General features: G+C 42.6%; 28 protein-coding genes. 15 read left to right on the top strand and 13 right to left on the bottom strand.

The features are described 5' to 3' along the window. The first annotated feature begins 10 nt into the window (after nt 1-10). Complete coding sequence (locus tag BUC07_RS07025) at nt 11-454, top strand: RrF2 family transcriptional regulator (RefSeq protein WP_073167805.1); 444 nt, start codon at nt 11-13, stop codon at nt 452-454. 23 nt (nt 455-477) lie between these two features. Here BUC07_RS07025 and BUC07_RS07020 read toward each other — a convergent pair whose 3' ends face one another. Beyond that, entirely contained in the window at nt 478-855 is a 378-nt protein-coding gene (locus BUC07_RS07020) for a VanZ family protein (RefSeq protein WP_073167803.1), read from the bottom strand. 41 nt (nt 856-896) lie between these two features. Between BUC07_RS07020 and hemW the strand changes: the two genes are divergently transcribed. From hemW to BUC07_RS07000, 4 genes are all read left to right on the top strand, one after another. Beyond that, nucleotides 897-2,024, top strand: coding sequence for a radical SAM family heme chaperone HemW (gene hemW, locus BUC07_RS07015; protein ID WP_073167801.1), 1,128 nt, complete (start codon nt 897-899; stop codon nt 2,022-2,024). A gap of 109 nt (nt 2,025-2,133) precedes the next feature. Next, entirely contained in the window at nt 2,134-2,568 is a 435-nt protein-coding gene (gene dut, locus BUC07_RS07010) for a dUTP diphosphatase (RefSeq protein WP_073167799.1), read from the top strand. Between the two features lie 3 nt (nt 2,569-2,571). Beyond that, the gene (locus tag BUC07_RS07005) at nt 2,572-4,338 is read left to right on the top strand and encodes a tetratricopeptide repeat protein (RefSeq protein ID WP_073167796.1); all 1,767 of its coding nucleotides are present in this window, start codon (nt 2,572-2,574) and stop codon (nt 4,336-4,338) included. 15 nt (nt 4,339-4,353) lie between these two features. Next, a complete protein-coding gene (locus BUC07_RS07000) occupies nt 4,354-5,142 on the top strand; it encodes a lipoprotein insertase outer membrane protein LolB1 (protein ID WP_175552481.1) in 789 nt (262 codons plus the stop codon). A 9-nt stretch (nt 5,143-5,151) separates the two neighbouring features. On the opposite strand, the gene BUC07_RS06995 is transcribed toward BUC07_RS07000, so the two are convergent. Both BUC07_RS06995 and BUC07_RS06990 read right to left on the bottom strand, forming a co-directional pair. Then, nucleotides 5,152-5,934 (bottom strand): class I SAM-dependent methyltransferase, encoded by a 783-nt coding sequence (locus BUC07_RS06995; protein WP_073167792.1) that lies wholly within the window; start codon nt 5,932-5,934, stop codon nt 5,152-5,154. A 6-nt stretch (nt 5,935-5,940) separates the two neighbouring features. Beyond that, nucleotides 5,941-6,642, bottom strand: a complete 702-nt coding sequence (locus BUC07_RS06990; RefSeq protein WP_139279501.1) for a Crp/Fnr family transcriptional regulator — start codon at nt 6,640-6,642, stop codon at nt 5,941-5,943. Between the two features lie 155 nt (nt 6,643-6,797). Between BUC07_RS06990 and BUC07_RS06985 the strand changes: the two genes are divergently transcribed. The 4 genes from BUC07_RS06985 to BUC07_RS06970 all read left to right on the top strand — a co-directional run bounded on the left by BUC07_RS06985 (nt 6,798) and on the right by BUC07_RS06970 (nt 10,280). Further along, nucleotides 6,798-7,214 carry an OsmC family protein gene (locus BUC07_RS06985; RefSeq protein ID WP_073167923.1) on the top strand — a complete coding sequence of 139 codons (417 nt, stop codon included), beginning with the start codon at nt 6,798-6,800 and terminating at the stop codon, nt 7,212-7,214. A 146-nt stretch (nt 7,215-7,360) separates the two neighbouring features. Then, the gene (locus BUC07_RS06980) at nt 7,361-7,981 is read left to right on the top strand and encodes a YceI family protein (RefSeq protein WP_073167789.1); all 621 of its coding nucleotides are present in this window, start codon (nt 7,361-7,363) and stop codon (nt 7,979-7,981) included. A 139-nt stretch (nt 7,982-8,120) separates the two neighbouring features. Continuing rightward, nucleotides 8,121-8,834 carry a pirin family protein gene (locus tag BUC07_RS06975; protein ID WP_073167786.1) on the top strand — a complete coding sequence of 238 codons (714 nt, stop codon included), beginning with the start codon at nt 8,121-8,123 and terminating at the stop codon, nt 8,832-8,834. A gap of 81 nt (nt 8,835-8,915) precedes the next feature. After that, complete coding sequence (locus tag BUC07_RS06970) at nt 8,916-10,280, top strand: NAD-dependent succinate-semialdehyde dehydrogenase (RefSeq protein ID WP_217652660.1); 1,365 nt, start codon at nt 8,916-8,918, stop codon at nt 10,278-10,280. Nucleotides 10,281-10,393: 113 nt separating this feature from the next. Here BUC07_RS06970 and BUC07_RS06965 read toward each other — a convergent pair whose 3' ends face one another. The 10 genes from BUC07_RS06965 to BUC07_RS06920 all read right to left on the bottom strand — a co-directional run bounded on the left by BUC07_RS06965 (nt 10,394) and on the right by BUC07_RS06920 (nt 19,297). Then, nucleotides 10,394-10,564 carry a PLDc N-terminal domain-containing protein gene (locus BUC07_RS06965; protein ID WP_083578143.1) on the bottom strand — a complete coding sequence of 57 codons (171 nt, stop codon included), beginning with the start codon at nt 10,562-10,564 and terminating at the stop codon, nt 10,394-10,396. Nucleotides 10,565-10,733: 169 nt separating this feature from the next. Beyond that, entirely contained in the window at nt 10,734-11,075 is a 342-nt protein-coding gene (locus BUC07_RS06960) for a hypothetical protein (protein ID WP_073167780.1), read from the bottom strand. Next, on the bottom strand, nt 11,072-11,983 hold the full coding sequence (gene hemF, locus BUC07_RS06955) for an oxygen-dependent coproporphyrinogen oxidase (protein ID WP_073167778.1): 912 nt from the start codon (nt 11,981-11,983) through the stop codon (nt 11,072-11,074). Before hemF ends, BUC07_RS06960 begins: the two co-directional genes overlap by 4 nt. Nucleotides 11,984-12,188: 205 nt before the next feature. Beyond that, nucleotides 12,189-13,220: a uroporphyrinogen decarboxylase gene (hemE, locus tag BUC07_RS06950; protein WP_073167775.1), complete on the bottom strand. Its 1,032-nt coding sequence runs from the start codon at nt 13,218-13,220 to the stop codon at nt 12,189-12,191. A gap of 176 nt (nt 13,221-13,396) precedes the next feature. Then, nucleotides 13,397-14,689, bottom strand: coding sequence for a glutamate-1-semialdehyde 2,1-aminomutase (gene hemL, locus BUC07_RS06945; RefSeq protein WP_073167772.1), 1,293 nt, complete (start codon nt 14,687-14,689; stop codon nt 13,397-13,399). Nucleotides 14,690-14,850: 161 nt separating this feature from the next. Beyond that, the gene (hemB, locus tag BUC07_RS06940) at nt 14,851-15,819 is read right to left on the bottom strand and encodes a porphobilinogen synthase (protein ID WP_073167768.1); all 969 of its coding nucleotides are present in this window, start codon (nt 15,817-15,819) and stop codon (nt 14,851-14,853) included. 21 nt (nt 15,820-15,840) lie between these two features. Continuing rightward, nucleotides 15,841-16,611 carry a uroporphyrinogen-III synthase gene (locus BUC07_RS06935; protein ID WP_073167765.1) on the bottom strand — a complete coding sequence of 257 codons (771 nt, stop codon included), beginning with the start codon at nt 16,609-16,611 and terminating at the stop codon, nt 15,841-15,843. 2 nt (nt 16,612-16,613) lie between these two features. Then, a complete protein-coding gene (gene hemC, locus BUC07_RS06930) occupies nt 16,614-17,540 on the bottom strand; it encodes a hydroxymethylbilane synthase (RefSeq protein ID WP_073167762.1) in 927 nt (308 codons plus the stop codon). A 6-nt stretch (nt 17,541-17,546) separates the two neighbouring features. After that, nucleotides 17,547-18,806, bottom strand: coding sequence for a glutamyl-tRNA reductase (gene hemA / locus BUC07_RS06925; protein ID WP_073167759.1), 1,260 nt, complete (start codon nt 18,804-18,806; stop codon nt 17,547-17,549). A 149-nt stretch (nt 18,807-18,955) separates the two neighbouring features. Continuing rightward, entirely contained in the window at nt 18,956-19,297 is a 342-nt protein-coding gene (locus BUC07_RS06920; RefSeq protein ID WP_073167756.1) for a hypothetical protein, read from the bottom strand. 111 nt (nt 19,298-19,408) lie between these two features. Between BUC07_RS06920 and BUC07_RS21520 the strand changes: the two genes are divergently transcribed. The 6 genes from BUC07_RS21520 (at nt 19,409) to BUC07_RS06895 (ending at nt 23,853) form a co-directional block, all read left to right on the top strand. Next, complete coding sequence (locus BUC07_RS21520; RefSeq protein ID WP_317039646.1) at nt 19,409-19,648, top strand: DUF4160 domain-containing protein; 240 nt, start codon at nt 19,409-19,411, stop codon at nt 19,646-19,648. Next, on the top strand, nt 19,617-19,760 hold the full coding sequence (locus tag BUC07_RS20895; RefSeq protein ID WP_175552479.1) for a hypothetical protein: 144 nt from the start codon (nt 19,617-19,619) through the stop codon (nt 19,758-19,760). Before BUC07_RS21520 ends, BUC07_RS20895 begins: the two co-directional genes overlap by 32 nt. After that, nucleotides 19,708-20,097, top strand: coding sequence for a DUF2442 domain-containing protein (locus BUC07_RS06910; RefSeq protein ID WP_139279500.1), 390 nt, complete (start codon nt 19,708-19,710; stop codon nt 20,095-20,097). Before BUC07_RS20895 ends, BUC07_RS06910 begins: the two co-directional genes overlap by 53 nt. Nucleotides 20,098-20,192: 95 nt before the next feature. Continuing rightward, nucleotides 20,193-21,773, top strand: coding sequence for an amidohydrolase (locus tag BUC07_RS06905; RefSeq protein ID WP_217652659.1), 1,581 nt, complete (start codon nt 20,193-20,195; stop codon nt 21,771-21,773). A gap of 42 nt (nt 21,774-21,815) precedes the next feature. Then, nucleotides 21,816-22,811 carry a ligand-binding sensor domain-containing protein gene (locus BUC07_RS06900; RefSeq protein WP_073167746.1) on the top strand — a complete coding sequence of 332 codons (996 nt, stop codon included), beginning with the start codon at nt 21,816-21,818 and terminating at the stop codon, nt 22,809-22,811. A 31-nt stretch (nt 22,812-22,842) separates the two neighbouring features. After that, nucleotides 22,843-23,853 (top strand): ligand-binding sensor domain-containing protein, encoded by a 1,011-nt coding sequence (locus BUC07_RS06895; protein WP_139279499.1) that lies wholly within the window; start codon nt 22,843-22,845, stop codon nt 23,851-23,853. Nucleotides 23,854-24,046: the final 193 nt, after the last annotated feature.

Below are 24,046 nucleotides of genomic sequence, written 5' to 3'. Positions count from 1 at the left end.
CACAGGAATTATGCTGTCTAATACATGTAAATACGCTTTAAGGGCATTGATTTATCTCGCGAAATTTTCAAAGGAAGATCAAATGATTGGGATCAAAAAAATATCCGAAGATTTGGGTTTGTCTTCTCCTTTTTTGGGTAAAATTTTGCAAAATCTGGTGAAACAAAAACTGCTGGTTTCAACAAAAGGGCCAAACGGAGGATTTGCTTTGGCCAAAAAAACACAGGACATTTCGCTTTGGGATATTGTAACCAAAGTTGATGGTGAAGAGTTTTTTACCAACTGCTTAATCAGGCTGGAACCCTGCCGTACCCACGATCCTTCAAAACCGTTGTGCCCTGTTCATTCTCAATACGATAAACTGCGTTCCGAAATTGCCAAATTTTACAAGGAAACATCGCTGGAAATAATTGGGAAGGATATCGAAAAATATGACGATCTTATAAAGCTTTAGAAGCTATTAGCTTCAACAGTCCGCTAAAACATTGGTTCCCATTTTTTTCCTGAAACAAAAAAATGGAAAAAGAAGATGGAAGCTACTATTCCGGCGGTATTTGCCATAAAGTCGTATAAATTGCTGCTTCGTGTTGAAGACAGGATGTGTTGTGTAATTTCGAGCAAAGCACCTAAAATAATTGAAACGGCCGGTGCAAAAATATAAGGGTTAACATTTAATCTGCGGAAAGGTCTGAAGAGCAGGAGACAAAATACAAAAAACAATCCAAAATGAACGATTTTGTCAAAATACGGAATGTTTAAAAATGGTTTGGTTGGCAGATCGCTGGCCGGAATAAACAGACCATAACAAATGAGAGCAAGCCAGACCAAAGGCTTTATAAAAAGTTTTATTTTCATTAATTTTCTGAATTTGTAACGGAAGCAAAGTAACAAAAAGTATGGCAGGAATTTATATTCATATCCCCTTTTGCCGCCAAAAATGTTACTATTGCAATTTTTATAAAACTGTAAATCAAAACTTTACGTCTATATTTCTCAATGCTTTAGCCAACGAAATTGTTTCCGGAAAATATTTTTTGTCCAGCGAACCTGTTGAAACTATTTATTTTGGTGGCGGTACTCCTTCGGTTTTAACAGAAAATGAACTGGTAGAAATTCTGAATCTGTTGCACAAAGAATTTACAGTTACATCAGATGCCGAAATCACTTTCGAAGCCAATCCCGATGATTTAAATCCGGCTTACCTTAATTCACTTTTTAGTTCCGGAGTAAACCGTCTCAGTATTGGAATTCAGTCGTTTAATGACGAACACCTGAAAAAAATGAATCGCCGGCATACCGCAAAACAGGCGGTAAATTCCGTTGGAAATGCAGTGAAGGCAGGTTTCAATAACATCAGCATTGATTTGATTTATGGCTTGCCCGGACTCACTTCCCAACAATGGAAACAAAACCTTGACGATGCATTTCAACTTCCGGCAGAACACCTTTCGGCCTACCATTTAACCTACCACGAAGGAACGCCTTTTTATACCTGGCTGAAGAAAGGTACGCTGACTGAACTTTCGGAAGATAAAAGTGTTGAACAGTTTAATATTTTGTTGGACAGTTGTTTAGATGCAGGATTCGAGCAATACGAAATCTCCAATTTTACCCGGGATAAAAAATACTCGAAACACAATACAGCCTACTGGACGGGTGGTAAATACCTCGGACTGGGCCCGTCGGCCCATTCGTTTGATGGTGAAAAACGCCGCTGGAATGTTGCTCATGTTGAAGCTTACTGCAATGCCATCGAAAATAAAACGTCGTATTTTCAGGAAGAACAGTTATCAGAAAATGACAAGTTCAACGAGTATATTTTAACAAATATTCGCACTAAGTGGGGCCTTTCTCAGGAAACTATCAGCGAGCGGTTTGGTAAAAGCAGGGCTGATTTTTTTACCCGCGAAATTGAAAAATACATTCAGAACAAGAAGATAACTGAGCAAAACGGGATTTTCACTCTAACACGTGCAGGTTTATTTGTTTCAGATGACATAATGGCGAACCTGATGATTATTTGATTGTTAACCAAATGGTTGAATCAACAGCCGAATTAATAAATAATGTTAATCGCATGTGCCGTCTCTGTGAAAAACTTTATCTTAGCGGTCTTTTAAAAAACAGGAATAAATGCAGGTTAGAATAGTTAATCAATCCAATCATCCGCTGCCGGAATACAGCACAGAAATGTCGGCAGGAGTAGATTTACGCGCTTATTTGAATGAACCGGTTGTGTTGAAACCACTGGAACGAAAACTGATACCCACCGGATTGTTCATTGAATTGCCCAAAGGCTACGAGGCGCAAATTAGGCCACGCAGCGGGCTGGCCATTAAAAAAGGAATTACGGTTTTAAACACACCCGGAACCATCGATGCCGATTACAGGGGGGAAATAAGGGTCATTCTTGTTAATCTTTCCAACGAGGAATTTGTGATTGAGAACGGCGAACGCATTTGCCAGATGGTGATTGCCTCGCACGAACAAGTGGAATGGAATTTGGTAGAACAACTCAACGAAACACAACGTGGCGCAGGAGGTTTTGGACATACCGGAAATAATTGAAAAATGAAGAATATTACTATAAAATGGCTGACTTTTTTGCTTCTGATCGGAATAATTTTTTCGTGTTCAGGAGTTAAAAAAGTTGCAGAACAGGAAGAAAATCAATCAAACAGTGCCGCTCAGGATACAGTTGATTTAGCCGAGGAAGATCAAAAAAAGTTTGAATATTTGTTTGTGGAGGCCCTGAAGGAAAAAGCACTTGGAAATCCGCAAAAAGCCATTCAGCTCTTTTCGGGTTGTTTGGATCTTGATCCTAATTCTTCGGCGGCAATGTACGAGCTGGCCAGTATTCATGCGGCCAATAACGATTTTACCAGTGCATCGCTTTTACTTGAAAAAGCCATTAGCCTGAATCCCGAAAACAAGTGGTATAAAATCTTGCTGGCACAGATTTACCAGCAAACCCGCCGCTATGGCAAAGCTGCAGAGGTTTATAATGATCTGCTCGAAGCTGAACCCGAAAATTTGGATTTTCTTTATCGGAAGGCCCTTTTATTGTCGAACGAGGGAGAATTTGAACAAGCCATTGAAACGTACGACAAACTGGAAGAACAAGCCGGGATTAACGAACAAATTTCGGTGGCCAAACAACAGCTTTACGAAGAAACCGGGCAGATAGAAAAAGCTTTTAACGAAATAGAAAAGCTGATTGAACACAATCCTGACGAACCTAAATATTACGGGTTGATGGCCGATTTATTCCAGAGCCAGGGTGATTCGGTGAGTGCCATGAAATATTATCAGAAAATTAAAGAAATTGACCCTGAAAACGGATTCGTGCATTTTTCGCTCGCCAACTATTACCTGCAAAACGGGAAGCCGGAAAAATCATTCGAAGAAACCAAAAAAGGATTCAGAAGCGAAGAGGTTGATATTCAGACCAAACTGCAGCTTTATATGATGCTTACTTCCAATCCGGAAGAATCGAACTTAACACCCGAACAGGAAGATCAGCTAACTGAAATACTGGCCGAAACGCACCCTGACGAACATCTTGTTTACACAATCCGTGCTGAAAAAATGCTTAAAAACAACAGGATTGAAGAAGCCCGCGAAGAGTTACTGAAATCGCTTGAAATTGAAAAAAACGATTATATGCTTTGGGAGCGGTTGCTTTTTATCGACAACGATTTGCAAGACTGGCAAGCATTGTACGAGCACAGCCGCGAAGCAACAGATTTATTTCCCAACCAGCCACAAACCTATTTTTTAAATGCTGTGGCATGTGTTCAGCTCGAAAAATTTGAAGAAGCAGTCTCCGTTTCCGAAGAAGGATTAATGTATGTGGTTGAAAACAAACAAATGGAAGGCCAGTTTTTGATGCTCAAAGGCGAAGCACTTTATAAAATGGGAAATGTGCAGGAGGCATTCGAAATTTTCGACGAATCGGTTGATTTAGATCCTGATAACCATATCGCCCTGAATAATTTCGCCTACTACCTTTCGCTGGACGGAAAGAACCTTGACAAGGCCGAACGCATGAGCGGAAAAGTAATTGAACGGTTCCCCGAAAATCCCACTTACCTCGACACACACGCCTGGGTGCTGTTTAAGAAAGGCGACTATTCGCTGGCCAAATTCTACATGAAATCGGCCCTTGATAACGGAGGAGAAGAAAATCCAACTCTGCTGGAGCATTACGGCGATATTCTGATTAAAATGGAGGAAACCGACGAAGCGCTTAAATACTGGGAAAAAGCCATTGAGTTTGGTGGTGAATCCGAACTGCTGCAGCGGAAAATTGACGAAAAGCAATACCTGGAAGAGTAGATGAAAGAAGATGTGTTGAGACGAAAAAGGTTAGTTATTTTTCTTGTTCTGATTGCGGCTTTGGGAATATCGTCGTGCCGGACAACCCGCAATTTGACTGACGACTCCATAAAACCACTGAGCACACGGAGGCTGGTAAAAAAGGTGGAACAAAATGCCTTCGATTATGATTTCCTTACTATCAGACGGATTAATTGTCGGTTTTCTGGTAATCAAAATAATACCAATTTTCGTGTCAACCTGAAAGCCATAAAAGATGAAAAAATACTGGTTTCCATCAGTAAAATAAATATACCGGTTGGCCGCGTTCTGCTGACACCCGACAGTGTGAAATATGTGAATTACATCGATCGCAACTATTTTGTGGACGATTACTCCTATTTGAGCCGCTTTTTAAACACAAAACTCAATTTTGAAATCGTTCAGTCCATCATTTCAAATAACGCTTTTTCTTACCACGATTACGAGAGCAGAGCAAATTTCACGCATTTCAACTCATCGGTAGAAGAGGGCCTGTTTTTACTTGAGTCAGGCGAAGAACAAAAAATGTATTTCAGTCCGCTGAATTATGCGCTAACAAAGTTGATTGTTAACGATGAATTGAATGCCCGGGAACTGGAAATGGTTTTTGAAGATTTTGAAAAGGTGAAGAAGAAAGATTACCCCGGAACCATTGAAATGAACATGGTTTCGCGCGGAGAACGCATTAATTTGAAACTTAGAATGAATGGGTTTTCAACCGATAAAATTGATGAACTCACGCTGCGAATCCCCGATAGATACGAACAAATCAGGGTGAATTAAAAAAGACTTCTATTTTGAAATGACGTAATAAGCCGCGGTAGTGAAGAAATTTCGCAACCACGGGATACCAGCAATTATTTTAGATTGTTTGCGGGGTTTCAGTCCGAATTTGGTTTCATAGTTCGGATTAATAAAAAAGAAGGTTCGCTTATCGGTGCTGTAAAATTCCTTTTTCAGAATTCGTTCAAACCGTTCAATGGAAATGCCGGTTTCTTTAATGAAAAGCAGTTCGTCAATCCTCTTTTTGTTGCTTTCACCACTATTCAGGATAAACCGGTAAAGAAAACGGGGCAACAGGTGAAAGTAAGGCAATTTCGACAGAATTTTATTTTGGCAAACCTGCTGGTGTCCGCCAAACGGGTTTTGCCAGGGCGGAAAAGCCAGGAAAAATTTCCCTTCCGGGTTAAGAAATTTTTTCACGTAATGCATAAATTTTTCCTGATCGGGAATGTGTTCAATCACATCGCGCATGATGATAATATTGAAGGTTTTTCCCTTTAAATTCACGTTGTAAATGTCTTCGCAAATCAGGGTGAGGTTGTTCTTTTTGGGATGATTGGAATAAAATTCCCTTGCCAGCTCAATGCGTCCGCACGAAATATCGATGCCGGTGGCTTTACAACCCAAATCCAGAAATGGTTTCAGATTGCCGGCCTCGGCACACCCAATTTCCAAAACTGTGGTTTGCGGATCAATTTTTACCTGGTCCGAAATATAGGGGATTACATATTTCCGGGTAGTGTTTGCCTGTTCAGAAAAGTAGCGTTTTTTGTTTTTATGACGTTCCTGCATCGGGTTTTAAATATTGGCCACTCGCCTTAAACTGGGTATATCCAAAAACTTAATCTTTCTTCCCTGCAATTCGATTAGCCCATCCTGTTTAAATTCCGAGAGCAAGCGAATAACCGATTCTGTGGCAGTTCCCACCATGTTGGCAAGCTCCTCGCGGGTTAACGAAATCTGCAGGGTATTCTGGTTGTCCACTTCAAAATTTTCTTTTAAAAGAAGCAGCACTTCAGCCAGTCTTTCGCGCACTGTTTTTTGTGCAATATCGGTAATGTAATCGTTGGCTTCGCGCAGCTCGCGGCAAACTATCTGCAGCATGTGGTGCGAAAATTGCCAGTTGTTTTTAATCAGGAAAAGTAATGTTTGATACGGAACGTGGCACAACACGGCTTCGTCTATTACTTTTGCAGTTGTGCAGGCCAGTTCCTGGCTTAAAAGCGAGCGGTAGGCAATTATTTCACCCTTTTTGGCAAAGCGTATAATCTGTTCCTTCCCGTCGATACCGGTTTTTAATACTTTTACAATACCGCGGGTAACACAGAAGAAACCCGTCAGCCTGCTGCCTTCACGGTAAATAATGGTTCCCTTTTTGTAAAGCGAGCAGGTTTTCTCATAATTCAACCGGTTAAATTCGTTCTCGTCCAGCTTTTTAAACAAATGAAATCCGCTTAAATCAGTTTCCGCTTCCGTGGGTCTTTTTATAACACTTCTCATTTCCTATTGCTCTGTTAATTACCTTAAATAACAACTTTGTTCAAAAATAGTTAAAGATACAATTTCAATGAATATTTGAAAAACTATTTATATAGATATTTCGATGTTGTATATTTGCAGCGGAATGAATTGAAACACAAGTAAAAGAAATGAATATGAAACATGTAGTTGATTTATCGTGGACCGACAAAGTTGCGTTTGAAACGGATATGGATGGCCACAAAGTAGTTATTGATGCCACAAAAGAAGCAGGTGGCAGCGATTTGGGCCCTCGTCCCAAAAAATTAATGCTTACCGCACTTGCCGGCTGTACAGGCGTTGATGTGATTATGATCCTGAAAAAAATGAAAGTGGAACCCGAAGCATTTAATGTAATTGTGGAAGCCGATGTGACCGACGAACATCCAAAGCATTACAACAAAATGAAGGTGATTTACCAGTTTAAAGGGAAAGATTTACCCAAAGCGAAACTCGAAAAAGCAGTTAAACTTTCCGAGGAAAAATACTGCGGGGTTACCGCTGTTTATGAAAAGGCGATGGATATAAAAAGTGAAATCAGAATTGTGGAGTAAATCGATAATTCTATTATTTACTGATAGATAAAGCAACAAAATTTGTTGCTTTTTTTTGGCCTTGAACAAATTAAAGACAAATTTGTCTTTAATTGTCGAAAATATAATTACAGATAGAAAAAAGTAGAATAAAAAATTAAAAAGACATGAAAACAACAGGGAAATTATTAGCAACAATTTTATTAAGCACCTTCTTGGGAGTTCAGTTATTTGCCGGAAACTATGAGGTGGACAATAGCAAAAGCACAGTGAAATGGACCGGCAAAAAAGTAACCGGGCAACACAACGGTACAATCGATTTTAAAAGCGGATCGCTCGAAGTAAAAGATAATAAAATAGAGGGAGGTACTTTCAAAATTGATATGACTACAATTGAGAACGCAGATATAAAAGATGAATCTTCAAAGCAGAAACTGGAGGGCCACCTGAAATCCGATGACTTCTTTTCGGTGGATAAATATCCCGTTTCTACCCTGGTGGTGAAAAAGGTTCAGCATAAAAGCGGGAATGATTATTCATTTACCGGCGATTTAACCATAAAAGGAGTAACCCACCCCGTTAGTTTTACTGCTGAAGTAACCATAGGTAACGACAGGTTGGTGTCAGGGGGAGTAATTGAAGTCGATCGCACCTTGTACGATGTTCGTTATGGCTCTGGTAAATTCTTCGATAATTTGGGTGATAACATGATTTACGACACTTTTACGCTCGATTTTAATGTAGTGGCTACTGAAACATCTGGTACCGCTATGTTGGAAACGAAGTAATGGAATAAAATTGATAACCCTGAAGGAGGGTGTCCAAAAAAAGTAATCTGTGATGTCATTCTGAAACAAGTTCAGGACAATGGCATTTAGCAGATTTCAATCTTTTTTGGATACCCTTTTTCTTTTAAAATTATTTACAATGGAAAAATTAATTCATAAGGCTTCCGACAGAGGAATTGCCGACCACGGATGGCTAAAAGCAGCCCATTCCTTCAGTTTTGCCAATTACTACAATCCCGAAAAAATTCATTTCGGCAAACTCAGAGTGCTGAACGACGATATTGTAGCCCCTTCCAAAGGATTTGGAATGCACCCGCACGAAGACATGGAAATCATTACCATTCCGCTTTCGGGGGCATTAAAACACAGCGACAATATGGGAAACGAAGGCGTGATTACCACCGGCGAAGTGCAGGTAATGTCGGCTGGCACAGGAGTACTTCATTCCGAATTTAATGCCTCCGACTCAGAGCCGGTCAACCTGTTTCAAATCTGGATTTTCACCGATGAAAAAGGCCATGAACCGCGCTACGATCAGAAAAAATTCAGCCCGGAAGGCCGCCAAAAGAAATGGCAGCTGCTGGTTTCACCCGATGGTCGCAACGAATCGCTGTGGATTCACCAGGATGCTTTTATATCGGTAATCGATTTTAAAAGGGAAGGAGTAACCGAATATAAACCGAAATCAGAAAAAAACGGAGTTTATTTCATGGTGATTGAAGGACAGGCAGAAATTGAAGGCACCAAGCTCGAAAAGCGCGATGCCGCCGGTTTCGGGCCAGTCAACGGACCGCTTAAAATTGCAATGAGTGAAAACTCAAAGCTGCTCGCCATAGAAGTTCCCATGCATTAATTGAAATTTTCAAAAACCTGATTCCATTTTTTTCGTAGTAATTTTTATAAATTCGTTTATCAAATAAATGACTACCAAAATATGATGAAATCAGTAAATCCCGTTACGGGTGAATCTTTTCAGAACTACGAGATTTTTTCAGAAAAAGGAGTTGAAAAAATAATTAACTCGGTGGATAAAAGCTGGCATAGCTGGCGCAAAACATCGTTCTTTCACCGCAGCCAGATGATGCAAAACCTGGCCAGCCTTTTAAAAAGTAAAAAAGAAGAATTGGCCCGCCTGATGGCCCACGAAATGGGGAAGGTTTTGCACGAAGGAATAGCTGAAATTGAAAAGTGCGCCTGGGTGTGCGAGTATTATGCTGAAAATGCCGAAAGTTTTCTTGAGAATGAAATCATCGATTCCGATTTTTCTTCATCGTATGTGAGTTACCAGCCTATTGGGACTATTCTCGCTGTGATGCCCTGGAATTTTCCGTTCTGGCAGGTTTTCAGGTTTGCGGCACCAACTGTAATGGCCGGCAACACTGCGGTGTTAAAACACGCCAGTAACGTACCCGGTTGTGCCCTGGCCATTGAAGATCTGTTTCGCGAAGCCGGTTTCCCCGAAAATGTGTTCCGTACACTGTTGATTGGAAGCAAGCAGGTGGAGTCCGTAATTAAACATCATGCAATAAAAGCGGTTAGCCTTACCGGGAGCACTCCTGCCGGTAAAAGTGTGGCTTCGGTTGCCGGAAGCGTAATGAAAAAATGCGTGCTCGAACTGGGCGGCAGCGATCCGTACCTCATTCTGGAAGATGCCGACTTGGTTTCGGCTGCAAAAACCTGCGCCACCGGAAGGCTGGTAAATGCCGGACAGAGTTGTATTGGTGCTAAACGGTTTATTGTAACCGAAACGGTTTATCCCGAATTTCTGGAATATTTTACCCAGGAAATGATGAAAGCAGAATATGGCGATCCGTGCGAACCCGAAATTACAATGGGGCCGCTGGCAAGGATTGATTTACGCGACGAACTTCACCGTCAGGTTACCGATTCAGTGAAAATGGGTGCCGAAGTAATTATTGGTGGCGAAAAACCCAACATGAAAGGGGCATTCTACCCGCCAACCATTCTTGAAAATGTGAACCCAGGCATGCCCGCCTACGATGAGGAGCTGTTCGGTCCCGTGGCTTCGGTCATCCGGGTGAAAAATGAAACAGAAGCCATTCGCGTAGCCAACGACTCTGTATTTGGGCTCGGAGCTGCTGTTTTTACCCGCGACCTGAAAAAAGGAGAAAGAATTGCCGAAACGCAATTACAGGCCGGTTGCTGTTTTGTGAACGATTTTGTGAAATCCGATCCGCGCATCCCGTTTGGTGGAATTAAAGAGAGCGGGTTTGGCCGCGAACTTTCATCGCACGGTATCAAAGAATTTATGAACGTGAAAACCGTGGCAGTGAAATAAACTGTGCCAGGCATTTGGATTTGCCCGGCATAATTCAAATACATTCTTGTGAATTTCAAACGGGCTTAAATTGATAGTATGACTTCAAAGATGCTACCCTAATTACCCGGAAATTACTTTTTCTTCACTATCAGGTAAACAATAGCAGTAATAATACTGAAGAGCACAGCAAAAATGGTCCAGATTATTTTTGAGCCGGTACTCAATCCTTTGTTTACCGTCCACACATGGTAAATCACCCAAACAGCACTTACAAATGCAATAATTCCACCAATAGCTTCCATAATATTTGTTTTTTTTTAGTTGATGTTTTGAAGGTACAATATTTATTATTGAAAACAAAAGTTTGAAATTTATGCAGGTTCCATTGAGCTGGTGGCTTAAAGTCCACCTGCTCAATTTGTGTAGATTCACCTGCTGACTCTAAGTTCAGCTGGTAAATAGCCATTAACTTCAACCCTTAAACCTGCTCAGCGCGCACGAATATTTTTTCTCACGCAAAGGCCAGGCTGCCCAGATTTTTCGGCCGGCAAGCTGTCCGATGAAAAAACTGCCCAGCAGAAACGGGGCCAGCGACCAGGTTAATTCCAACCCATGAAAATCGCGAATTAGAATAACGAGTGGCACCGGTGCATGAATGGCGAGAAACCAGCAGGGCGAAAATTTTTGCAGTGCGCCACGCAGGTAGCCAAACGGCAGGTTGATGATGATCGTGGCCAGGCAGGTGTAAAAAATACGCCACTCTAAGCTGAGCAGGTTGGTGAAAAACAGCGGTATGTGCGATGAAAATATCATTGGGAATCAGCTTTAAAATTTATCCAGTCGATTCCTTTTTTGAGCAGGCTGAGTGTTTCTGCTTCAAAACCGCCCGCTTCGGGTTGGTAATTGTATGCCCAGCCAGCGTTTGCCGGCATGCTCACCAGTATCGATTCGGTATTTCCCCCCGATTCCAAACCGAATTTGGTTCCGCGGTCGTGAATTAAATTGAATTCCACGTACCGGCCACGACGCAGTTGTTGCCATTTCTTTTCACGTTCAGTGTATTTTTTCCGACCGTTTTTGTTCATAAATTCAATATAGATTTCCGGGTATTTTTTGGCCAGTGCCACGCAAAAACCGAATAACCTTTCCTGTTCTTCCGGATTTCCGGGACGTTGTCGGTCGAAGAAAATCCCGCCCACACCACGTGTTTCTTTGCGATGGGTCAAATAAAAGTAATCGTCGGCCCACTGTTTGAAATCCGGGTAAAACTGGTTGTCAAAAGTGTCGCAGGCTTCTTTTAACGATTGGTGAAATTTGGCGGCTTCACGTGGAACAATGATATGAGGCGTGAGATCAATACCGCCGCCAAACCACGAAACTCCACTGTCTAACGTGAAATAGCGCACATTCATGTGAATAATCGGCATCCACGGGTTTTCGGGATGCAGGATGGAAGAAATTCCGGTGGCGGCATATTTTGTACCTTTTTCGCCCAGAATCCGTTCCATGCGCTCGGAAAAATCACCCTTCACAAATGAGAAATTAACAGCCCCCTTTTCAATCACCTCACCGTTTTCCAATACAGAAGTTACGCCGTTGCCAAGGTTTTTCTCCCAACTGTTGTGATTGAAATTTCCTTTTCCGTCAGCTTCTTCCAACTGTTGGCAAATTTCCTGCTGAAGCTTGCTGAAGGTGTCTGCTATTCGCTCGATTCTGTCCATTTTTTGCCTTTTAATTGGCTATTTCCCCATTTAATCATTTATTGAAATATCATCATCTATGAAATGTCATTTCGACGACGCAGGAGGAGAAATCTTTTCCTTTAATAACAGATTTCTCATCTTCGTACCTCATCTTCTGCCAAAGGCATCTGCCATAGGCATCACTTCGTGGGCTTCGCGGGAAATGACAGCAATATTTAATCTGTCATCGTTTCCAGTCGGTGTTTTTCACCCAGTCGGCCAGAAACTTTGCATTTTCGTAAGGTAGTCCCGGCAAAAAGCCGTGGCCGAGGTTAAAAATCCAGTTGGTGTTTTTGCTGCCAAAATCGATGTACTTTTCCAGCACTCTTTCCATCTCTTCCTGCGGGGCATACAGCAATCGCGGGTCGATATTTCCCTGCAATCCAATATCGTCGTGAACAAGTTCACGCGCAGTGGGCAACGAAGTTTGCCAGTCGATGCTTAAGAAGTCGCAGTATTCCGGTGTAATATTTTTGATGCCGGTTCCCAGTCCTTTCGGAAAGAAAATAAACGGCACATTTTTCGCCCGGACGGCATCGGCCATTTTTTTCACCGGTTCCAGAAACAGTTCGTTGTAAAGATCGAACGGCAGCAACCCGGCATGGGTATCGAAAAGCTGGAATACTTCCACGCCATGGTTAATTTGTTCTTCAGCATAAATAATGGAAAGGTCGGTCAATTCATTTACCAGGGCTTTCACCTCTTTTTTGTGCTGATAAATAAATTTGGTGGCATCGGGGAAATCGCCTTTGCGGCCCAGCCCCTGCAGCATAAAAAGCAGCACGGTGAGCGGCGCACCGCAGAATCCGATGAGCGGTGTGTTAGCCGGCCGGGTTTTGATGATTTCATCCACCACATCGTAAATGTAGTTGAGTTTGGAGGGATCAGGATTCAATCCTTCCAGCGGATTATCGCGAAAAGCCAGCGGTTTTTCAAACACGGGGCCGTTATCGGTAAAATCGAGGCCCATTCCCATAGCGTAAGGAACTACCAGGATGTCGCTGAACAGAATGGCCGCATCCACGCCCAAATCGTAAACCGGCATCAGCGTGACTTCGGCTGCCACTTTGGGTTGCTGCATCATCTGCCAGAACGTGTAATTTTCTTTCAGCTTCAGGTAATTGGGCAACACCCGGCCCGCCTGCCGCATAAACCACACCGGCGGCCGGCTGGTGGCTTTTCCTCTCAACGTTTCTAATAAAATGGGTTCCTGCATTATTTTATCCTGATTAATTTTTATTTCATGTTAATTGTCATTTCGACGACGTAGGAGGAGAAATCTCAATTTTTTAAAACAGATTTCTCATCCTCTTGCCTAAGGTTATCAATGATAGAACTGGCTTTAGCGCATTCACTCCTTTTTCCTCCCCTTGGGGAGGTTAGGAGGGGCCTCTATTTCAACGCTTTCAACGCCTGGTAACTTACTTCAACTGTTTTTTCCAAATCGGCTTTGGAATGCGCTGCCGAAACAAAACAGGCTTCAAACTGCGAGGGTGCAAAATATACGCCTTTATCGAGTGCTGTTTTAAAATAGCGGCCAAACAAACCAGTATCGCAAGTATTTACATCGGCAAACGACTGCACTTTTTCAGCGTCAGTAAAGAACAGCGTGAGCATGGAGCCAACCCGGTTAATTACGCCGTTGAGATTTAATTCTTTCAGGTTGTTTTTTAATCCCTCTTCCAAATAGGCCGAAGATTTTTCAAGTTCTTCGTAGAAGTTTTCGGTTTCATCGAGCAAACGCAATGTTGTTAACCCGGCAGCCATGGCCAGCGGATTTCCGGAAAGTGTTCCTGCCTGGTAAACCGGACCGGCCGGTGCCAGCATGTCCATAATTTCCTGCTTTCCACCGTAAGCACCCACGGGCAGGCCGCCGCCGATTATTTTTCCGAACGTGGTCAAATCGGGCGTGATTCCCAGGATTTCCTGCGCGCCGCCTTTTGCCAGTCGAAAACCGGTCATCACTTCGTCAAAAATCAGTACTGTTTTGTTCTCGTCGCAAAGTTTCCGCAGCCCTTCAATGAATGCTTTCTGAGGCTGAATAACGCCCATGTTTCCGGTAACCGGCTCCACAATTACGGCGGCAATCTCATTTTTATGCTGTTTAAAAAGGTTTTCTACTGAAGAAAGATCATTGAATTTTGCAGTGAGCGTATCGCGGGCAGTTCCTTTGGTTACTCCGGGTGTGTTGGGCACTCCGAGTGTCAGCGCGCCCGAGCCGGCTTCAATCAGGAAACTATCGTTGTGGCCGTGGTAGCAGCCTTCAAATTTGATGACCAGGTCGCGTTGTGTGTAGCCACGTGCCAGGCGCAGGGCACTCATGGTGGCTTCGGTTCCTGAATTCACCATCCGCACCGTGTCGATGGAAGGAACCATTTTTTTGATCTGTTCCGCCATTTCGGTTTCTACCAGCGTGGGGGCGCCAAAACTGGCTCCCGATTCGGCAGTTTTTTGAATGGCTTCCACCACTTTCGGATGTGAATGCCCCAGGATCATCGGGCCCCACGAACCTACGTAGTCGATAAATTCATTGCCGTCGATGTCTCTCACTTTCGAGCCTTTGGCTCTGGCGAAAAACAGCGGGTCGCCGCCCACGCTTTTAAACGAACGTGCCGGCGAATTCACCCCGCCCGGAATGTGTTTTTGTGCTTCTGCAAATGCTTTTATACTTTTTTCGTAATTCATAACTCAATCGTCTTTTTTGTCAATTTAATATGAAGTAAGTCAATTGTGAATTGTCATTTCGAATCCCGGTATTCCGGGTGAGAAATCCAGAACTTTGAAACAGATTTCTCCTCATTCTTCGTCGAAATGACAATATATATTTAAAATGATATTAGAGCTATTTACAATTCTTCAATAATATCTTGCGTATGGTACGAGATAATTATATCCGCGCCGGCGCGTTTCAGGCCGGTGAGTAGTTCAAGTACGATTCGTTTTTCATCGATCCAGCCTTTTTCGGCAGCGGCTTTTACCATCGAAAATTCGCCGCTCACGTTGTAAGCTGCCACCGGAACATTGAAGTTGGCTTTCACGCTTTGAATGACATCCATGTAGTTGAGTGCCGGTTTTACCATCACGATGTCGGCACCTTCCTGGATGTCGAGCTCCACTTCACGCAGCGCTTCGTCGCCGTTGGCAGGGTCCATCTGGTAAGTTTTGCGGTCGCCAAATTGCGGAGCGCTTTCGGCAGCCTCGCGGAACGGACCGTAAAAAGCGGACGCATATTTTGCGGAATAAGCCATAATTGGGGTGTTTTTGAACCCGTTTTCGTCGAGCGCAGTGCGAATGGCTCCCACGCGGCCGTCCATCATATCACTTGGCGCCACCATGTCCACACCGGCTTCGGCGAGCGAAACCGACTGCCGGGCCAGCGTATCGAGTGTCAGGTCGTTGTCCACATCGCCATCCACAATGGTTCCGCAATGTCCGTGCGTGGTGTATTCGCAATTGCAAACGTCGGCAATCAGGTACAACTCGGGCACTTCCTTTTTCAGTGCGCGTACGGCCTGTTGTACAATTCCATTGTGCTGACAGGCCACATCGCCGGTTTCATCTTTTGTTTCAGGAATCCCGAAAAGCAAAACCGACTGCACTCCTTTGTTGTACAATTCACGGCATTTTTTCACGAGCAAATCCACCGAGAACTGCGAATTTCCCGGCATGGACGAGATTTTGTTTTCAACTCCTTCTCCCGGGCAAACAAACAGCGGCATAATTAGGTCGTTGCGGGTTAGTATCGTCTCGCGCACCATGTTGCGGATGGCGGCGTTTTTGCGTAATCTGCGAAGTCGTGTAACAGGAAATTGCATAGTTGTATATTTTTTTGATTTTTAGTTGTAATAATTAATTATCGCATCTGCCAAACCATTTGCCGTTGCTTTTTCAGCAACCACAAACGGTTCAATTTTATTCTCTATTGCCGTGCGGGCCGTAATTTCTCCGATACAGGCCACACGCAGTTTTTCCGGTTGTTGGGTACCGCTAATTTTCAGGAAGTTTTTAATTCCTGAAGGACTTGTAAAAATAAGCATTTCGTAACGGTCTTCCTCAATTCGTTTCAAAATATTTGGGTCAACTTTTTCAGGAATAACCGTGGTGTAAAAATCGATGCGGGTACAGTTGGCGATGTCTGTCAGCGCATCCTGAATAACCGTGCGCGCCAGTTTTCCGAGCGCCAGCAAAATATCCGGGTGTTGTTTTTCTTTTTGAAGGTGTTTTAAAAATGCTTCCGAAAAATCTTCGGCTGTGTTTCCGGGATTTACAAAATCGGGCGAATAACCGTATTCTTCCAGCTTTTGTTGGGTTTTATTGCCGATGACTGCAATTTTAAGATGGCCGGGGAGTTTTTGTTTGTCTGTTATATTATTGTAAGTTTCAAAAAAGTAGTGTACTCCGTTGGCGCTGGTCAAAATCAGCCAATCAAACATTTCAATGTTTTTCACCAACATTTTTTCTTCTGCTGAAATAGAAAGCGGTTCAATTTTTATCAGCGGCATTTCCAGTAATTCTGCTCCCGCACTTTCAAAAAGGTTTTTCATCTCGTCGGAGCGGCCTGCCGGACGGGTGGAAATAAACAGCTTATTTTTCAGCGGAAGATCCATGGTTACTTTCTGATGTTTGCCAGAATTTCGGCGGCTCCTTTTTTACGAAGTTTCTGCGCCAGCCTTTTGCCTGTTTCATGCGCATTCTCAACTGTTCCGATTTCTTCATCAATCAGGAATTGCGTTCCGTCAACCGAGGCCACAAATCCGGTAATGGTAAATTTTTCTTTTTCAAAACGGGTAAAACACCCCACCGGCACCTGGCAGCCACCCTCAATGGTATGCAAAAATGCGCGTTCGGCTTCAATGGCATTCCAGGTTTTATTGTGGTTTATTTTTTTTAGGATTTCATCTATCCGGGTATCATTCTCGCGCGATTCTATGGCAATTACTCCCTGGCTGGTGGCCGGAATCAACACATCGGGATCCAGAATTTCGGTGATGTAATTGTCGAGTTCCAGGCGCTGCAAACCCGCTGCGGCCATAATCATGGCATCGCAGTGGCCTTCTTCCATTTTGCGGAGGCGGGTGTTCACATTTCCGCGGATATCCACAATGTTAAAATTTTTGTTGATTTTGAGCAAAGCTGCTTTTCTCCGCAGGCTCGAGGTGGCGATTGTATCACCGGGAGTGAGTTCGCTGAGTTTGCGTCCGTCTTTGCTCACCAGTGCATCCCGATATTCACCTCTTTCTAAAACGGCTCCCAGTTTTAAGCCTTCGGGCAAAACGGTGGGCAGGTCTTTCAAACTGTGCACGGCAATGTCCACAGTTTCGTCGAGCAGGGCATTTTCAATTTCTTTGGTAAACAATCCTTTGTCGCCAATTTTTGACAGCGCCACATCAAGAATTTTATCGCCCCGGGTTTTTATAATTTCAATTTCAACTGAGAGGTTGGAGAATTTTTCAGACAGTTCTTTTTTAGTTCTTTCGGCCTGATACAAGGCCAGCTGGCTGCCCCGTGTGCCGATGCGGATGGTGTTTTTGTCCATGTCTTGTTACTCTTCGCTGATATTAAAAAGTTCGTTTACAATGTCGAGCGCCTCGGTGTTTTTCCCGTTGGCTGTCAGTTCTTTCAGGTTTTTAATGAACATCCGGGTATATTTTTGGGTGAGGTGTTTCGAAAAATCGCGGATGGCCAGTTGCATGTCTTCTGAATTCACTTTGTTGTAGCCCGAAAGTTCTTCTTTGGTCACTTTTTGCATGTTGTATGTAATGGCTTTTATAGCAGGCCGCAGCGAACGACTGGCCATCCATTCATCAAAATCGGCCACCATATCATCGATAATTTGGGTTGCTGAATCGATGCATCCTTTGCGTTTTTTCATGGTGGTGTTCACAATTTTGTCCAGATCATCGATGGTGTATAAATTGACATTTCCCAATTTTCCAATGTCTGTTTCAATGTTGTGCGGCACTGAAATATCGATGTAAACCTGTTTCCGGCCTTCCCTCCTTTCGGCTGCTTCGCGGGCCATTTCGGTGGTTACCAGCGGAATTTTGGAACCGGTGGCAACAATCACAATATCATATAAGTATAAATGGGAAGGCATGTGTTCAAATGGCAGTGGAGTGCATTTGTGTTTTTTTGCCAGTTTTTCGGCTTTTTCCTGTGTACGGTTGGTTAAAGCAATCCGGTAAACGCCGTTTTTATGCAGGTTTTGCAAAACGAGGCTTCCGGTTTCGCCGGCACCTATCAGCAACACGCGCTTGTCCGACAGCTTCTCAAAAAGTGTGATGCATTTTTGCACGGCAGCGCTGCTAATTGAAGCGTTTCCCATTTTGATTTCCGTTTCGCTGCGTACTTTTTTGCTGGTTTCGAATGATTTTTGAAATAGTCGCATCAGCACCGCGTCAGTCAGGGCTTCTTCGGTGCAAAAAACGTAGGCATCTTTTATTTGCCCGATGATTTGATCCTCACCAATAATCATGGAATCGACACCTGATGCCACTTCAAATAAATGTCGCACTGCATCTGATTTGGTGTAACTGTAAAACGTGTGCCAGTATTTTTCCTGAATTCCTTTAAATTGCTTCAGCGTTTTGTAAACCAGTTTTGCTGCCAGGTGAAAATCGTACTTGTTTTGCGAAAAATAAATTTCGGTGCGGTTGCAGGTTGACAGTACAACTATATCTGAAATGTCAGTTTCTTTCTGCAACATTTCAGAAAAAGGAACAATTTCATCCTGTGCCACTGCGAATTTTTCCCTTATTTCCAGGGGAGATGTTTTATGGCTGATGCCAATCAAGCCTATCATAAATTTTTTTTTCGAATTGGTTAACTGAGATTTTTAACTTAAAGGTTATCTCCTCGCATCCACAACACCTGTTATTTCTGTTTTGTTGAATAAAAAGATGAGAAAACGAAAAGTCCTTCGCATTAGACTCCTTCCGGAAGAAAGGAATATTAACATAAAGTTGGTGGCGGTCTGTTTGATGTGCCGGGAATGAAATGAAACCGATAATAAAGATTATCTGTCAACGCCTTTCGGCTGATTTTTCTTTTAAAAATAAATTCTTCGAATTTTTCCTGCGCTGCAAATGAATCAGTAGTTTGGTAATAAAAGCAACATGTATTTTTAGCATCGAAGTGGTCAGCAACCTGAACCTCGTAAAGGGAAGAAGTTGCATTTTCTGCAACAATTTCTCCTTTCGATGCTTTTTCCATTCCGAAAAGCAAAAAGTAGGCATAGAACGCTACCAGTGCTATGTAGGGAATATGTGTGGAAAATATGCCTATTGTAAACATCTCGATTATTTGCTTTTCAAACCGCTAAAATACAAAAAATATAACTGATAATTGTTTAACGCTTTTATTTATAACAAGATTGCAGTTAAACATCAACCCGTGTATTGAGATATGTCAATTTTCGTCAGGGGAATGGGTTCAGTTTGTATTGTCGCTTATTTATGGAGGAATATGCTGTGTTCAAAACAATATAAAAATTTTATCATTAACTTTGAATTTGTTATGCCAGTTGTGTTAAGGATTAAAGGATACCGGTTTTATTTCTTTAGCAATGAAAGTGGAGAACCAAAACACATCCATGTAAATAAAGCAGATGCGAATGGAAAAATTTGGTTGGAACCGTTTGATTGAAACGGTGTATTTTTATGGATTTATAACAAAAGAGCAGAAAGAGGTAAATGAGATTGTAATTGAAAATTTGGATTTTCTCAAAAAAGCATGGGATGAATACTTCGAAGAATAAAATAGCAGATATTGGATCAGATGACCCTCTGGATAAATTAATTTTTGAAAAAGGGTTGCGGATTAAAAATGTAATTATTGATGAAGAGTTGGACCTTATAGGTATAATTTTAAATACTGGGAAAATACTGGAAACAAAAATTTCTCTTTATCCGCGTTTAAAAAATGCTACAGAAAAGGATCTCCAAAAATGGAACCTGATTGGGAATGGTGTAGGTATTTCCTGGGAAAATTTGAATGAAAATCTTTCCATGAAGGGATTTATTCAAACTGTGGCAATCAACGAAATGCTCGAACACTTGGAAGCTTCTGTCATTTCACCCAGGGCTTCAGCTTAATTTTTTTGGGTTTACTTTTTCCTAAACTTAAACTACTTACAATGAAAATAAATGGAGTTCTAGTATTATTATTTTCCCTGATAATGAGTTCATGTATGAAAAAAGAAACGGTTGATTTAATTGTAACCAACGCCAAAATATATACTGTTGACACCACTTTTTCGGAAACTGAGAGTATGGCCGTGACCAATGGAAAAATTGTGGCCACCGGAAGCAGTGAAGAAATCAGGTCGAAATATTCGGCTGAAAATAGTGTGGATGCCGAAGGGAAATTTATTTATCCCGGATTTAACGATGCCCACGCGCACTTTAACGGCTACGGAGAAAACCTGATGCAATATGCCGAATTACGCGGAACATCGGGACCAGATGAGATTTATGCCATTCTGGAAGAACACCATAAAAAATTTGGCGGCGACTGGGTACTTGGTCGCGGCTGGGATCAAAACGACTGGGAAGGGACTGAATTTCCGGATAAGACGAAGCTCGACGAAATGTTTCCGGACACACCGGTTTACCTGGTTCGTGTGGATGGGCACGCGGGCTGGTGCAACTCAAAAGCTCTGGAAATGGCCGGAATTACAGCTGAAACGAAAACTGCCGGCGGCCAGGTGGTGATGAAAAACGGGGAACCCACAGGAATTTTAATCGATAAAACCATGGAACTGGTTTCGCAACTAATTCCTGAAATTACAAAAGAGCAGCAACATCTCGGGTTACTGGAAGCCCAGAAAAACTGTTTTGCCGTGGGCCTCACTTCAGTAACGGATGCCGGTCTCAATAAAAATACCATCGGGCTGATGGAAGAGATGCAACAGGCAAATGAACTGAAAATGCGTATCAACGCTGTGCTGAACCCCACCGAAGAGAATTTTGACTATTTTGTCAAAAAGGGCCCGGTTCAAACCAGTCGCCTTTCAATAAATACCATAAAAGTTTATGCCGACGGTGCTTTGGGATCACGCGGTGCGCTGCTGATTGACAATTATTCAGACGACCCCGGCAACAAAGGAATTCAGATTGAAAGCCAGGCGTATTACGACAGCATTTGCCAGCTGGCGTACGACAATAATTTTGCCCTGGCCACCCACTGCATTGGCGATGGTGCCAACCGGCTGATTTTGGATACCTACGGGAAATTTCTTAAAGGTAAAAACGACCGGCGCTGGCGCATTGAACATGCGCAGATTATTCATCCGGATGATATGGAAAAATTTGCCCGGTATTCTGTAGTTCCCTCGGTGCAGGCAACCCACGCTACTTCCGATATGTACTGGGCCGATGAGCGGCTGGGCGAAAAACGGCTCAGCAATGGTTCGTACGCTTATCAAACGTTGCTGCAGCAAAACGGTTGGCTGCCCAACGGCACCGATTTTCCGGTGGAACACATCGAACCGCTGTTTACGTTTTACGCTTCGGTTTTTCGCACCGACCACGACGGCTGGCCCGAAGGTGGATTTCTGACAGATGAAGCACTTTCGCGCGAGCAGGCGCTGCGTTCCATTACTATCTGGCCGGCAAAAGCCTCGTTCGAAGAAAATGAAAAAGGCAGCCTCGAGCCCGGCAAGTGGGCGGATTTTGTCATCCTCGATACCGATTTGATGACCGCCTCTCCACAGGAAGTGCTGGATGCAAAAATTGAAGGTACCTGGGTTGGGGGAGAGAAGGTTTTCTAGTTTTTTTTTCTTATTGAGATTCAATACCTTTAAAGAAAAAAAATGAAAACGCTAATCCCGTTTGTATTTCTGTTTATCGCATTTGTTTCGTGTGACCGTAATGAAATCCCGGAAGAACTTTCTCCCGAAATTAGTTTTGAAGTTTCACAATTTATTGAAACACAAATCCCGGTTTTTAATTTTGAATTAACGCCCAACGGTTTTTATTATTCCGGCTATGAAGAACCACGGATTTACTTTTCCACTTTTTCAGGCGATACCATGTCAATACAAACAGAATCAGATGTAAAAGCTTTGGTTTACGATCGAAGGTTTCGAAAACTGTATATCGGGACAAAATCCTCCGGTCTGGGTGTACTAAAGGGGAACACTATAAATTATTTTTCTCCCGATAACTCAATGCTTCCACGTTTTGTTATCGCAAAGATGGATATCGATAGCGATGGAAATTTGTGGATAGCTTCATCAAATGATGGGGCTGGTGGGTTGTATCGGTTCAATGGGAATGAATTTATTCATTTTTCAACAGAAAATTCTCCCTTGCATCACGATTTAATCCGGGGAATTTGTTGCAGGAATTCAGCCATATTTATTGTTACAGGCGGAACAGAGGCAACACATAAAGTTTTTAAAATAGAAAAGGAATTTGGGAATAATTATACCTGGGAAGAAATTATAAGTGAAGGCTATTTTTATGATATTGGGGTTGATTTAAACGAGAATGTATATTTGCTTTTCGGCCATTTTGCATCAGAAATAATGATTCTTTTCAAAAATGGTGAAACAAAGACAATTACACCCGAACCGGATGGAGTAGAATATATTTACACCCAGTTTACACCCGATAAAAGAGGTTATATGTGGATGTGTAAATTCCCAAGACTTGGCGAAGGTGGAAATTTATCAGTTTTTGATGGTGAAAAATGGCACGAGCCTGAAACTGATTTAGCGTTTGGACCACCAAACTGGATTGATGTAGATGAAAATAACAACATTTGGTTGGGAACCAGTAACGGTATTTATGTTTTGAATCAATAAGTAAAAATCAAAGTTATATTTATCACTCATCATGAAAACGCTACCTATATTCTTTATCCCGTTATTGTTTCTTTTCTCCTGCAACAAAGACGACGAAGTTGCACTAAATCCTTTTTCAGAGGAAATTAATTTCGATGTTTCGGAATGGGTGTTGAAGGGCGAAAATATTACTTGCGTTGATTTTGACAGCGATGGCAATGCCTGGGTTGCTTCGGGAAACAATTTGATTTTTTACGATGGTTTGAATACGCAATCCTATTCAGCCGGTACGGTCATTCAGGATGTTTCGGTTGCGCCCGACGGCAAAGTGTGGCTGGGAACCAAAGAAAAAGGCCTGGCGCGTTTTTCAAAAGGCGAATTCACGTTTTATACATCTGAAAATGCCGGGCTGCCGAGGGATTATGTAAATGAAGTGGAAGTTGCCCCCAACGGAAAAGTCTGGTTTGGCAGTTGCGCTCACAATCTGGGTGGACTGATGTGTTACGATAACGGCACATTCAGCCTTTATACTCCAGAAAACTCTATGCTGAATCAGCATGTCGTTCAGAACCTGAAAATTGACCATGACAGCCGGGTTTATTTTGTGACCCTGAGCACCGTTGGAAATGCAGCAGTTTACAGTATTGACAACCAAAACAAATGGAAACAACTCGGGGGAGATGCGAGTTTTTACTGGATTTCAAGTCTTGTCGTAAACTCTGAGAGTGAGGCGTTTGTGGTTGTAGATTACTCTTTGTCATCTTACTCTGGTTATGAAAATTATCTGGCTTTTTTCGATGGAAAGAAATGGGAAAAAATTGAAGCGGATTTTTATTTTTCAATATTACCCCGAATGTCTATCGACAAACGTGATTATGTCTGGGTTTACGGATATGGATCTGTTGAGGGCGATTATCCCGGCTATTTTGTTTACGACGGCCAGAATTGGCTCCGCTCTGCAGAAGGACAAATCCCGGAAGTCTTTATAAAAGGAGTAAGTGTGGACCATCAAAATAACATCTGGTTTTGCTCCGATGAGGGAATCTTTATTTTACGGCAGTGAATGTAAAACCCAATCAAATCTGGCTGGTAAAAACAAACTCCGGCGGTTATGGTAAAATTTTAATCCTCAAAACCAAGTCCGGACATCTCGATGACAAACCGTTTGCAGAAGTTAATTTTATGGCAGATATCCTTTAGCCTGAATTTTATTTTATATTTTTGAAAATACAGAAAAATTTCAGTTATAAAATAGA

Origin of the sequence: Tangfeifania diversioriginum (assembly GCF_900141875.1) — a bacterium.
Classification (GTDB): Bacteria; Bacteroidota; Bacteroidia; order Bacteroidales; family Prolixibacteraceae; genus Tangfeifania; species Tangfeifania diversioriginum.
The sequence above is the reverse complement of the archived record's forward strand: the minus strand, read 5'-3'. Positions and strand labels throughout refer to the sequence as shown.